Origin of the sequence: Streptomyces sp. Root1310 (assembly GCF_001426425.1) — a bacterium.
GTDB lineage: Bacteria > Actinomycetota > Actinomycetes > Streptomycetales > Streptomycetaceae > Streptomyces.
In genome coordinates this window covers 903,102-915,263 of sequence record NZ_LMEQ01000012.1, presented here as the reverse complement: position 1 = coordinate 915,263, position 12,162 = coordinate 903,102, and the positions used below count along the sequence as shown (strand labels likewise).

Sequence of the window (12,162 nt, the reverse complement as noted above, 5' to 3'; positions counted from 1 at the left end):
ACGATCTTTGCGCAACAGACGGCGGCGGCGGGCCCGAATCCTCACTCACGTGCGAACCCCTCACTCGTTCGGTCGCCGGGCGAAGGTGTGACGCTGCCTCCACAAGGTGCGGGCGGCGTTCACGTACGCCTGAGCACGCGCCGTGTGGCCTCGGGACGCGGGGTGCGCGCCCATGCGTTCGTAGGTGGCGACCATCTCGTCCACGAAGCGGCGCCCCCGGACGGTGAGATCGGGTGAGGCGACCAGGGCGGGCAGCACCGCTCCCACCTGGACGCGGTAGCGGGCGTGCTGGGCCCAGGCCGGCTCGCGGTGCGCGGTGTCCTCCGCGAGCGCGCGGCGCTGGTAGTAGTCCGCTATCGCCAGGTGGGAGTACGCGCCTTGCAGCAGGCCGTCGTAGGGCCGTGGGTCCGGCCGCCACGGGGCGAAGTGCGTTTCGGTGGAGGACGAGCGGTGCAACGGCGTCAGGTCGGAGAGGGCCGCCAGCTTGGCATGGTGCAACTCGTGCACGAGCGTGGCCGCGAAGGTCACCGGGTCGGGCGGAACGCTGCTGAGCAGGGCGCCGAAGGCCTCACGCCGGGTGGCGCTGCAACTGCCGTGGCCGGACGGGGTGGATCCCGGCGGCGTGGCCAGCGGCACCAGGCAACGCAGCAGTGTCATCGCCTCCGTGACCCGGTGCTCCCCGCCCGAGCGCAGGGCCGCGGCCGTGCCGGACCAGGTCTGCAGCCAGTGCTTGCGCTCCGCGTTGTCGAGTGTCGTGGGTCCGCTCAGCGCGCTGTGCCGGGGATCGCGGACCGTGCGACAGGGGTCGAGGTCGTCCAGCGGCATGGCGGCGGTGCCGGGCAGCAGTCCCGGCAGTGCGTACGCCGATGTCCACGCGAGCGAGCCGGACCAGGCGCCGAAGCCGCTCTCCGGATGCACGACGACGTCCGGCGCACACGATTGACGCAGGGTCAGGAGCCCGGCGTCGTGGTGTGCCTCGATCGCCGTGTCCCCCCTCTCGGCGGCGTGCAGTGCGCCGAGTGACGGAAGGACCAGCTCTCCGTCGTAGGCGGTCAGCCGCACGGTGAAGGGCACTCCGGCGCGGACGGCGGCCGCAGCGGCGAGTGCGCTGAAGTGCGCTAGGTCGCGGTCGAGTTGAGGTACCCGGGTGTCCCGGGTCGGGGACGGGTCGGCGCCCTCGGTGAGCCCGCGCAGGCAGCGCCAGCCCCACGCGCCGGTCAGCGGGTACAGGAGCCGGGCGCGGGCGGGCGCGGAGGGGGACGGCTCGCCCGCCGCCGTCCCGAGGTCCGCCTCCGCCAGCAGCGCCCAGTCCTCCCGCAGACGTGCCTTCTGCCCGGCCGAACAGAGCCGGGGCGGGGCCTCCTCGGCGGCCTCCAGCACGGCACGCAGCACCAGGAGCCGCCGGGTGTCCTGATCACGTACCAGGAGAGCCAGGGTGCCGGGATCGGCGCCGGTTCGACCGAGGTCGACGAGAACGCTGTCCGGGACCTCCGAGAGGATCACGGGGTTCCCCCTTCGCGAGAGGCCGGAACGGCGGGAGCCGCGTCGTGGTGGAGCCGCCCGGCCGCATGGCGGATGAAGCGCTGGAGGTCGGAGCAGTACACGGAGGGGTTACGGAAGCCGTGGCCCGCGCGGTAGCGGTGGGCGTAGTGGCCGCCGCCGCACACCGTCAGCAGCGGGCAGGCCAGGCACTGTTCCGCGAGGGCCGCGGTGCCCGCCTGCCGGGCGGCCACCGCCGGATGCCGCAGCGCGTCGTCGAATCCGTGCCGGAACACGTCCAGACCGGTGCGCGCCGCTCCGTCGTACGCGGACTTCAGGGAGTCCACCTGCTCGAGGGAACCGTCGGTCTCGACGACGACCGCGTCGAACGGGGCCAGCCCCAGCGACTCGGTGGCCGTCGGAAGTCCCAGCAGCAGGGCGACGCACTCCTCGAACAGCCGCACTCTCGTCTCCCGCCGGCCCGCCTCCCACCAGCGGTCGAACACCCGGCACAGCCACTCCCCGTGGGCCAGGCCGGCCGGCCGCGGCGGCGGAGCGGACCAGTTGCCGTGCGGCAGCAGCAGATCGAGGGCGGGCGGCCGCAGGGCGAGCAGCGACTCGTACGTCTCCACCGGGTCCAGGGCGGGGTCGACCACCGTGAGCACTCCGGCGTACGACTGCGGGAACCGCTCGGCGAGGAGCCGGGCGCCCCGGGCGGCGGCGGGCCAGGCGGGACGCCCGGCATGGTCCACCCGACGTGCGTTGTGCTCCGCCAGGCCTCCGTCGAGGCTCACGCCGACCCGGATGCCTTCCTGGGCGAGCGTGGTGAGGCCTTCCGGTGTGAGCAGGGTGGCGTTGGTCTGGACGACCGCGTGCAGCTCGCAGTCGGCGGGGAGGCGGTCGCGGACGAGAGCCGTGAAGCGGGCCAGCGTCCGGGCGCCGGCCAACAGGGGTTCGCCGCCGTGCAGAACGAGGGAGACAGCGGTCAGGCGGTGGGTCGCCGCGTGCTCGGCGATGCGGGTCGCCACGACGTCCAGCACTTCGGCGGAGGCGGCGGGGGGACGGGCGCGCCAGGTGCTGTCGGGGCCTTCGTAGAGATAGCAGTAGGTGCAGGCGAGATTGCAGCGGCCGTGCATTTTGATGATGAACTGCCGGAAAGGGTAAGGGGCTTCACCGGTGGCCGCCCCTCCAGACACTCCAGCACCCCCATGCCGTAAGGGCCGCTCCGCGGCCCTTCTGCCCCGCACCGGCCACATGCCCGCAGGGGTGTCCGGCGCAAACCACCGAGCGATCGAGATCGTCCATTTCGGTGAGGAAGACGACCGAATTTGTCGCTTCAGACCGAGGTGCGCTTCCTCGAACGCTCAGATCTCAGAGTGAGTTGTTGAAGCCCCACAGCATCTCGCTCGGCCGTGTCGCCCTCTCCCTCAGGTCCCTCAGCACCTCCCGCAGCACCGGATGCTCGATCGTGCTCAACTCCACGAGATCCAGCGCCAGCATGTCCGGAAGCGGTTCCGGAGCCCCGGGCCCTTCCGGTGCCTCCACATCCTCCGCCGACTCGTCCCTCGCACCCATCCCCGGCTCCTCCCGGCTGCCCGTTCACGTCGCCCGCTCCAGTGCGGCCAGTCGCTCCGCCGTCTCCCCGGCCGTCGGACCGTCGGAGACGAGGCTGCCCTCGGGCAGCCGCGACCACTCCGCGCGGGCCGCGCGGTAGGCCTCCCGGGCGGCCCTCGGGCGTGCGGCCGCCTCGTAGGACATACCCCTCCAGTGGTGGGCTTGCGCACCCGTCTGGACGGCCTCCTGCCGTCGGCGGTCCGTTTCGGCCACCCCCTCCGCCTCCCGGGCCGCCTCCGCCGCGTCGCGGAAGGCGTCGACCGCGAGGTCGAGGCGGGCCGGGCGGCGCAGGCTGCGGTAGGCCTCGAACTGGACCTGGCCGAGGTCCAGCCGGCAGCGGGCGGCCAGCAGCGGATCGTCCGCCTCCGCCGCCGCGAGGCCGAAGAGGTGCTCGGCCTCGCGCAGGTCGACCCGGTCCCCGCGGGCCCGGTAGCGCAGCATCAGCGCCCGGCCGAGCAGCAGCAGCCGGTGGGCGACCTGGCGGCCGCCCGCCGCGGTCTCCATCCGGCAGTCCCGCAGCACGCGGATCGCGCGGGACAGCACGTCCTGCGCCCGGATCCCGGACTGGAGCCCGGCCAGCCGCAGCAGCGCCTCGCCCCACTCGGCGAGGACGTCGGCGTGCGCGGGCGCGTCGCGGGACATCCGCTGGGCGGCCTGCGCGAAGCGGTCCGCGGCCACCTCCAGCTCCGCCGGTTCGCCCGACTCGGCGTAGCGGGCCACGGCGATCCGCCCGGCCCGCGCCAGCAAGGACGCGCGCCGGCCCTGCTCGCGCACCAGGGCGAGGGCCTCGTCGACCCGGGCCTGGGCGTCGTCCAGCGGGCCGCCCGCCTGGAGCAGCGCGTCGACCAGGTCGAGCAGGATGCGCACACGCGCGCGTGCCGACTCGGCGGTGTACGGCTCCGTGCCGGTGTCCAGGGCGTTGCGCAGCGACTGAGCGCCCTGTTCCGCGTAGAGGCGGGCCTGGACGGGATCGGCGGTGGCGCCGGAGAGCCGCAGCAGGATCCGGCCGTGCTCCAGGGGGAGTTCGGGCGGACGCAGGCGCCGGTCGGGCCAGACGTCGGCGAAGGCCTCCAGCATGCCGACGGCGGCCTGGAGCAGCGCGCTGTCCCCGCCGAGCCGCCACTGCGTCTCCAGGGCGCGCACCCGTTCCAGGGTGAGTTTCAGCGCCTGGTTCTCGTCGAGCCCGGGCGCGGCGCAGGCGACGGCGTACTCGCGGTCGGCGCGGCGCAGCAGGTCCAGGGCGCCGGTGCGGTCGCCGCGCCGCCTGCGGTCGGTCGCGGCCGCGTGCAACACCCGTGCCAGCACGGCGCGTTCGCGCAGCCGGCGCGGATGCGCGGTCGCCCGTTCCGCGGCGGCCTCGGCCTCCTGGAGGAGGTCGTCGCCGCCCTGTACCTCCCACAGCCGCAGGGTGCAGTGCGCGTACTCGGCCCACAGTTCGGGGTCCGCGCCCGTCCGCTCGCGTTCGGTGGCCCCGCGCAGCAGCTGCACCGCGTCGATGACGTCCTGGATCATGCCCTCGCTGTCGAAGCGCTCGATCAGCGCGCGGGCCCTGCGGACCGCCTGGTGCGTCGGCCGGTCCACGGGCTGTCCCGGTCCGGTCCGGCTTCCGGGGCTCTCGAACTGCTCGGGCAGCGGCATGAAGCGCCGCAGCACGCGGGCCGCGACCTCCGCGAAGGGCTGGGGCACGGAGGCCTCCTCGCCGTTGCCGCCGTTGTCGCCATGGTCGTCGTGATCACCACGTTCACCACGTTCACCGCGATCGCCGCGATCGCCGCGATCACCGTGGTCCGTGCCGTCGCCGTCGTCCGTGCGCCGGGCGGTGGGTGTGTACGGGCGGCCCGCGCCGCCCTCGCCGAGCTGGGCCAGGGCGAGGGCCGGGAAGTTGGGACCGCCCTTGCCGAAGCGCTGCTCGATGTACTCCGAGCAGTGCTTGAGCACCAGCATGGCCTCGTCACGGCCCAGCCGGGACAGCAGCGCGTCCCGCACGTCGGGCTCGATGCGGTACCACTGGACGCCGCCGTCGGCGTACTCCTCCGACGCGCGCGTGACCAGGCCGCCGACCAGCACCTCGGCGAGTTCGGCCGGCCCGGAGTCGGGCAGCATCGTGCGCTGGACGAGCTGCATCACGGGCAGGCACAGGGGTGCCGCGGCCAGATACACGGCGAGCCGTCCGGCGGCCGGGGAGGCGCTGGAACTGAACCTGCTGACCCGTTCGAACGGAGTGCGCCGGCGGTCGGCACGGGCCGCCGGGGCGGCCGGCTGGTCCGCGCGCACCCAGCCCACGGCGCCCGGGACGGGCCCGGCGCCGGCCCCGGAGAGCAGCCTGGCCCAGGCGCCCAGCGCCACGGGCTCGGGCGGCAGCACCGGCACCGGCAGCGCTCCGCGGCGCGCCTCCGCCGGGACTCCCGCGGGGGTCCGTACACGCAGCGCGGCCGCTCCGCCCAGCGTCTCGCCGCGGCTCAACTCGCAGAACAGAACCGGCAGTCGGGTGCGGTTCCACAGGCGCTGCGGCAGTGGCTGGAGCACGGCGACCGGGCCCTGCCGGGAGAGGTGGTGCAACAGCCGGTGCGCGTGGCCGCTGTGCCACAGGGGACCCGCGCAGTCACTGACCAGCAGGACGATCCGGCGGCCGGTGGGGTCGCTGAGCCGGTCCGCGGAATGCAGCGGCGCCGCGTAGGCGTCGGGGCTGCGGCTGACGGCCGGCTCACCGTCCGGTCCCTGGTGCAGATGGCTGACCTGGATGTCGGAGAAGGCGCCCAACTGACCGAAAACCTGTTGGAGTTCGAGGAACAACCGGTCCCACACGCGCATGGAGGACGAGGCGTCCAGAACCAGCTGGAGCCGGGCGTCGCCCCGGGTGACCGCCCGGTACACGGGAAGGATCAGGCCGTCCGCCTGCGCGCTGCGCTCCGCCGTCGCCGTCTCGTCGAGCCGCATGCGCAGCGGTGGCGCGGGACTGCGGTAGCGCTGCAACCGCCTTAATGCGCGCTGGAGTTCGAGCGGGGCGGGCAGCACGGGGGCAGCGGGTACGCCCACCGGCAACGCGGCGGCCCGCCCCGCGCCACGGGTCCGCTCCACCCCGTCCTGCGGGACCGGGTACAGGCTCACCCGCCCGTCGGCCCCCACGTCCTGCGGCGGCCGCTCCGGCCGGTGGACGCCGTCCAAGCGCGGGCGGCCGTCCCCGTCCGGGCCGCGTCCGCCGTCGGGCCGGGGGGTGGGCCGGCCGCCGGTTCCGGCGGGCGGGTCCTCCTGGTCGGCGTCCTCGACCGGCCGGGTCCAGCGCGCCAGCCAGAGCGCGTCGCACAGCTGCGGCACATCGGGGTCGAGTCCGACGTCACGCAACCGCGCGACGAGTTCGGCGAGCGGATCGCCGCCGCGCGGTACGGGGGCCGAGGCCCCGCCGGGCTCGACGGGGCCGCCTCCGGCCGGTCCGGCGCCCGGGGTGCCGGGACGGCTGCCGTCGGGCGGGACGGGGCCGTGGCGGGCCGCTGCGTCGGGCATCAGGCCCTCACCTCGGGCGGTCGAGTCGCTGGATGAGCAGGTCGGCCAGGCGGTCCCGACTGGGCGGCGCGGCCGCGTCGGTGAGGTAGATCGCGTTCAGCAACTGGTCCGCCGCGAGGAGTTCACTGCGCGACCGCTCCAGGAACCGCGTGATCAGATCGTCCCCGGCGCGTGCCGCCTCGTCACCGAGATGCGCGCGGACGAAGGTGGCGAGCCGGTTGTGGTCGGGGCGCCCCAGCTCCAGGTGGATGCACCGGCGCATCAGCGGGGCCGGGAAGTCGCGCTCCCCGTTGCTGGTGAGCACGACGAACGGGAAGGCGCGGCAGCGTACGCGGCCGTCCCGCACCCGGACCTTCACCCCGTCGGCGGTGAGCACCTCCGCCTCGCCGTCCGGCAGCCGGTCGGCGATCCGCTCCAGCTCGGGAATGGCGAACTCGCCCTCCTCCAGCACGTTCAGCAGATCGTTCGGCAGGTCGATGTCGCTCTTGTCCAGCTCGTCGATGAGCAGCACGCGCGGGGTGTCGGAGGGCAGCAGCGCGGTGCCGAGCGGCCCCAGCCGGATGTAGCTGCCGATGCCCTCCACCGCGCCCGGCGAGCCCGCCGCCGCCCCGAACCCGCCCTGAGCGGCGATCTGCACGTCCTGGAGCCGGGCGATCGCGTCGTAGTGGTACAGCCCGTCCTGGAGCGCGGAACGGCTGACGATCGACCAGCGCAGCACGTTGCCGAGGCCGAGTTCGTAGGCCACCGAGTGGGCGAGCGTGCTCTTGCCCGCGCCGGGACTGCCCGTGACGAGCAGGGGACGGCGCAGATAGAGCGCCGCGTTGATCATCTCCAACTCCTCGGCGCCCGGCCGGTGCAGTTCCGCCAGGTGCCGGTGCGCGCCGAGCCTGCGGTCCTGCGACCCGTCACCGGAACCGGCCGCCTCCCGGCTGGTGAAGTCCCGCCAGGGCGGCGGGTCCGGCAGCCGCTCGATGCCGTCGTGCGGTTCGCCGGCGCCTCGGTAGATGAGCCACTCACTGGATTCGGTCATGATCCGGTCCTCGTCACTCGTCCACCGCCGCGGCCGTCCGAACGTGCATCACGTTATCCATCCTGGAGGTGCCTGGTAAGGGGCCGGCCGGCCCCGCGGGCGGGTGGCTTCAAGGGGCCTCCAGCAGGTCTCCAGTGCCGGGCAGCGGCTGGTGGGGATCGTCGTACAGCAGGGCGACGCCGTCGGCCCAGAACGACTCCGTGCGGCCCGCGCGCAACCGCATCCGGAGATCGTGGACGGCCTCGGGCAGATGCTGGGCGGTGGGCGGTTCGGCGATGCCGTCGATCGTGCCGCGGTGGAACTCCCCGCAGACGGCGTCGGCCCGGCCGCGCCGCCGTCGCCACAGGGCCACGCCGTAACCGCCGAGCACGATCCGGGCGAGCGCCTCCGCGTCGTCCTCGTAGCGGAGGTCGCCGTAACGGCAGAGCACCGGGACGGTGCCGTGCGAGAGGGCGCGCAACTGCTCGACGGTCGGCACGGGTTTGCGCAACCCCTCCTCGCAGTCCAGGACTTCGGCCTTCGCGCGGTGCGCGTGCAGCCAGCGCCAGCGGGCCCGGCGCTCCACGTCCAGGTCGTCGAGGTGATCCGGGTCGTCGGCGCCTTCGACGCCGTAGGCACCGTCGACGCGACCGGCTTCGCCCATGCCGTCCGGTTCTCCGCCGCCGTACGCGCCGAACGCCTCGTCGGGCAGCCGGTCGCGGTCGGAGCAGCGGACGACGACCGGCCGCAACACCCCCAACGGCTCTGCTTCGGGGCTGAGTTGCCAGTTGTCGACCTCCAGGCCGAGCAGCGCGTGCGGCAGCGCCACCTGAAGGAGCGCGGGCCTGCCGGGCTCGTCGCAGTGCCGGAAGGCCTCCCCCAGCGGGACGGCGAGGTGTGTGGGCAGGTCGGCCAGCAGAGTGCGCTCGGCCTCGTGCAGCCGGACCGCCTCACCGCCGGGCGCGGCCACGGACACCGACCAGTCGCAGCGGTCCGGCTCCCAGCCCCGTCGCACCAGTTCGAGCAGGGCGGAGGGCCGGGCCACACTGCCGACGGAACGGGCACGCGCGCGTGCGTCGGTCCCAGCAGGCCGATGCCGCCTGTGCCCGCCGGGACCGTCCGCCGGGCGGATGCCGCCGGAGACCGTGTCGGGGGCGTCGCGCTGGGCCTCGTCCCGTCGGCGCAGCCGCTCGACGCGCTGCTCGGCGAGACCGGACCGGTAGCGGACGCCGAGCCGCTGCGCGGCCTGCCACACCCAGACCCAGAGGGCCTTCTCGGCGTCCGGGGTGCTGGGCACGACGAACGGGCGCGGAGCGGACATCGCGCGCATCGCGTAGTCGAGGACGAGTTCCAGTGCCCCGTCGTCACTCGCGCTCTCGTACAGCGCTCCGAGGCCGTCGCGCCAGCCGCGCGGCGCGGGCAGCGGGGTGAGGGCCTGGAAGTCGGGGAGGGAGTCGAGGATGTCCAGCAGACCGCGGGTGCTCTCGGGCGGCGGGAGTTCGGCGAGCCGGCCCAGCAGCTGGATCCGCTCGTCCGGGCTGAGCGTGCGGCCCGGCCGTGCGCCGAGCCTGCCCTGGACGTCGGTCCAGGTCTGCCGCCGGGAGGCCGGGTGGCGCTGGCGGTCGCGGTGGTAGCGGTCGTGGGCGTGGAAGACCGCCTGGTAGAGGTCGCTGTGCTCGGCCACCGCCGCCGCGGGGACCCGCAGGGTGCGCAACTGCTCGATCCCGGTGGACGTGCCGCCGGGCCGGTGGTCCGAGCGCGCTTTCAGCACGCCGATCACCTCGCCGCGCTCGGGGTCGATCACCGGGCCGCCGGAGACTCCGTACGGCAGGTCGTTGTCCCCCAGCCGCATCTGCACGTCCGAGGACCAGCCACCGATGGTGCCCTGCACGGTGAGCGTGCCGTCCAGGACCTGTAAGCGGCCCTCGTTCTCGGTCCAGCCGGCGTACAGCACCCGGCCCTCGCCGTAATAGGCCGCCGGACGCTCGGAGACGTACACGCACTCGTGGTCGTCGACGGGCTCGGTCAGCTGGACCAGGGCGAGGTCCGGGGCGGGCCAATTGCCCGCGGACAGGGGCCGCCCGGCACCGTCGGCCCGGTCGGGAAGAGTCGCCACCACGCGGCCGGGGGCGGTGGACGTGCCCCGCCCCGGCGCCGTCTCGTACACCACCGCGACCTCGCCCCCCTCCCCGCCGCAGGCCACATGTGCGCAGGTCAGAACCCAGTTCGGGGCGATGAAGAAGCCGCTCCCGAGGAACGTGTCGGGCTCCTCCAGGGCATACCCGACGACCGGGCGATGAATGCGCACGGTCGCCGCCACGACGAGTCCACGCAGTGCACGACGGGCCGCATCGAACGCGTTCGATGCGCCCGGGGCGTGCCCGCCCGTCATTCCACGCCCCCGCCCGCACTGCCGTCAGCTCCCCCGTGCATCGGCGCGCCGGGAGACGCGCCCGCGTGCCGGGCCCCGTCCTCGCCGGACGCCGAGCCGTCCCGCGCGCGGGCGCGCGCGCCGGGGGGTGCGGGAGGCGGCGCGTCGAGGTCGGGTGGCCCGCTGTTCCAGGTGAGGGTGACCGTGATGCCGGCCTTGGCCTCCCCGTCGGCGAGCAGGCCCACGACCTTCCCGGCCTTGGCGGTCAGCTCGATGCCGAACTCGACGCTGACCTCGTCGGGCCGCACCGCGCGCAGCGGTTCCGCCAGCGACCGCGCGACCCCCGTGACGAGCGCGTGCAGGCTCTCCACGCTCGCCTCCACCCGCTCGGCGAAGCCGGTGTCGCTGTACGACAGCCGCCCGGACGGCGCCGACAGCTCCCCCGCGCCCGAGATCCGGGCCCAGACGGGCGTCCCGTCCGGCAGCGCGATGCGCGCCACCCGCGTCACGTCCTCACCACTCATGACACTCCCCCGCTGTCCCCAGTCCCCCCCGGCCCCGCCCGTCGGTGCGCGGGCCCGCCACGGGGTTCCGACCGCGCGAGGGCCCCGGCGGCCCGCGGGACGCCGTCCCCCTGCGCCTATCCTTTTCCTGTCCCCTCCCCATCGGAGAGCGGATCTCTTCCTCCCCTCGCAGGAACAAGGGTCCTTCCCCCGAGGGGGGATCCCTATCCCTGCGACCGACCCACGGAGCACGATCCATGTACTTCACCGATCGCGGAATCGAGGAACTCGAGAAGCGGCGCGGCGAGGAGGAAGTCACCTTCGAGTGGCTGGCCGAGCAGCTGCGGACGTTCGTCGACCTGAATCCGGACTTCGAGGTGCCGGTGGAGCGGCTGGCCACCTGGCTGGCACGGCTGGACGACGAGGACGACGAGTAGGCCCTGCGGGCCGGTTCGCGTGGAGGGGCGCCCTGGGGCGCCCCTTTTTGCGTGCCCGGAAGTGATCACCGAATCGGGTGTCTTGACTTTCCGTAGCCGCGATATATCGTGTTTTACGTGAAACGCGATATGGCGTGTCGTGTCGCTGCCGTGGAGGAGGTCCGCACCATGTCCGAGTGGTCCGTCGCCGAGCCGAGGAAGCTCTCTTTCGACGAGCCCGTGAGCGAACTGCGCGTGCGCATCGTCGACGGCACCGTGAACATCGTGGGCACCGACGAGGGCCCCGCCCGCCTGGAGATCTCACGGATCGAGGGACCGCCGCTGATGGTGAGCCACCACGACGGGAACCTGACGGTGGCGTACGAGGACCTGCCCTGGAAGGGCTTCCTCAAGTGGCTCGACCGCAAGGGCTGGCGGCGCAGCGCCGTGGTCTCGCTGGCCGTACCGGCCGGCACCCGCGTGGAGGTGGGCGTGGTCAGCGCCGGCGCGGTGGTCTCCGGCATCGACGGCCGGGCCGAGGTGAAGGGGGTCAACGGCGACACGACCCTCGTGGGGCTCGCGGGCCCGGTACGCACGGACACCGTCTCCGGAAGCGTGGACGCCCAGGCCCTCACCGGCGACCTGCACTTCAACTCCGTGTCCGGAGATCTGACGGTGGTGGAGGCGGGCTCCTCCGTGAAGGCCGACTCCGTGAGCGGGTCGATGATCGTCGACCTCGATCCGACGAGCCGCCCCACGACCATCGACCTCACCAGCGTCTCGGGCGAGATCGCCATCCGGCTGCCCCATCCGGCGGACGCGCGGGTGGAGGCGAACACCGCGAGCGGCTCGGTCTCCAACGCCTTCGAGGACCTCCGGGTGAGTGGCCACTGGGGTGCCAAGCGCATCACCGGCCGCCTGGGCGCGGGCAACGGCAGCCTGAAGGCGACGACGGTCTCCGGCTCGATCGCCCTGCTGCGCAGGCCCCCGGCGGAAGACGCCGCGGACTCCCCCTGGCCCGACGGGCAGGGGGAGCGGGAGGAGCGGGAGGAGCGGGAACCGGAGACGGCGACACCGACACCAACGGCGGCAGCGGCAGCAGAACCGGCCCCGGCCTCGGACCCTGCCTCGGACCCGGCGGCCGGTCCGGAGGGTGAAGCGCGCTCGGACCGGCCCATCGACTCGGGGGACAATGCCGTTTCCGGCCCGGGCGGCGAGAGCTCCTCCGGCGACCCGGCCGACAGCACGACCGACAAGAAGGTGCTCTGA

Annotated in this window: 9 protein-coding genes; 2 read left to right on the top strand and 7 right to left on the bottom strand. The window is 74.2% G+C overall.

Features of this window, described 5'->3' with window-relative positions; all coding sequences use genetic code 11:
• Nucleotides 1-60 precede the first annotated feature (60 nt).
• From ASD48_RS22255 to ASD48_RS22225, 7 genes are all read right to left on the bottom strand, one after another.
• Nucleotides 61-1,500: an HEXXH motif-containing putative peptide modification protein gene (locus ASD48_RS22255; protein WP_057603581.1), complete on the bottom strand. Its 1,440-nt coding sequence runs from the start codon at nt 1,498-1,500 to the stop codon at nt 61-63.
• A complete protein-coding gene (locus ASD48_RS22250; protein ID WP_282438249.1) occupies nt 1,500-2,675 on the bottom strand; it encodes an FxsB family cyclophane-forming radical SAM/SPASM peptide maturase in 1,176 nt (391 codons plus the stop codon). The genes ASD48_RS22255 and ASD48_RS22250 overlap by 1 nt, the downstream gene beginning before the upstream one ends.
• A gap of 175 nt (nt 2,676-2,850) precedes the next feature.
• Nucleotides 2,851-3,054, bottom strand: coding sequence for an FxSxx-COOH cyclophane-containing RiPP peptide (gene fxsA / locus ASD48_RS22245; RefSeq protein ID WP_057603380.1), 204 nt, complete (start codon nt 3,052-3,054; stop codon nt 2,851-2,853).
• Between the two features lie 24 nt (nt 3,055-3,078).
• Nucleotides 3,079-6,594: an SAV_2336 N-terminal domain-related protein gene (locus ASD48_RS22240; RefSeq protein ID WP_199875899.1), complete on the bottom strand. Its 3,516-nt coding sequence runs from the start codon at nt 6,592-6,594 to the stop codon at nt 3,079-3,081.
• Between the two features lie 7 nt (nt 6,595-6,601).
• Nucleotides 6,602-7,624, bottom strand: a complete 1,023-nt coding sequence (locus ASD48_RS22235; protein ID WP_057603379.1) for a MoxR family ATPase — start codon at nt 7,622-7,624, stop codon at nt 6,602-6,604.
• A gap of 109 nt (nt 7,625-7,733) precedes the next feature.
• A complete protein-coding gene (locus tag ASD48_RS22230) occupies nt 7,734-9,911 on the bottom strand; it encodes a trypsin-like peptidase domain-containing protein (RefSeq protein WP_348983223.1) in 2,178 nt (725 codons plus the stop codon).
• A gap of 80 nt (nt 9,912-9,991) precedes the next feature.
• Nucleotides 9,992-10,498 carry a CU044_2847 family protein gene (locus ASD48_RS22225; protein ID WP_057603377.1) on the bottom strand — a complete coding sequence of 169 codons (507 nt, stop codon included), beginning with the start codon at nt 10,496-10,498 and terminating at the stop codon, nt 9,992-9,994.
• Nucleotides 10,499-10,734: 236 nt separating this feature from the next.
• Here ASD48_RS22225 and ASD48_RS22220 point away from each other — a divergent pair, with 236 nt between their 5' ends.
• Together ASD48_RS22220 and ASD48_RS22215 are read left to right on the top strand one after the other, a co-directional pair.
• Entirely contained in the window at nt 10,735-10,914 is a 180-nt protein-coding gene (locus ASD48_RS22220) for a DUF6104 family protein (protein ID WP_003992906.1), read from the top strand.
• A 168-nt stretch (nt 10,915-11,082) separates the two neighbouring features.
• On the top strand, nt 11,083-12,162 hold the full coding sequence (locus ASD48_RS22215) for a DUF4097 family beta strand repeat-containing protein (protein ID WP_157880663.1): 1,080 nt from the start codon (nt 11,083-11,085) through the stop codon (nt 12,160-12,162).

Bases quoted from the DNA above. Each gene is read 5' to 3' on its own strand.
- ASD48_RS22225 (WP_057603377.1), bottom strand. From the start codon at position 10,498: ATGAGTGGTGAGGACGTGACGCGGGTGGCGCGCATCGCGCTGCCGGAC.
- ASD48_RS22215 (WP_157880663.1), top strand. From the start codon at position 11,083: ATGTCCGAGTGGTCCGTCGCCGAGCCGAGGAAGCTCTCTTTCGACGAG.
- ASD48_RS22235 (WP_057603379.1), bottom strand. From the start codon at position 7,624: ATGACCGAATCCAGTGAGTGGCTCATCTACCGAGGCGCCGGCGAACCG.
- fxsA (WP_057603380.1), bottom strand. From the start codon at position 3,054: ATGGGTGCGAGGGACGAGTCGGCGGAGGATGTGGAGGCACCGGAAGGG.
- ASD48_RS22240 (WP_199875899.1), bottom strand. From the start codon at position 6,594: ATGCCCGACGCAGCGGCCCGCCACGGCCCCGTCCCGCCCGACGGCAGC.
- ASD48_RS22220 (WP_003992906.1), top strand. From the start codon at position 10,735: ATGTACTTCACCGATCGCGGAATCGAGGAACTCGAGAAGCGGCGCGGC.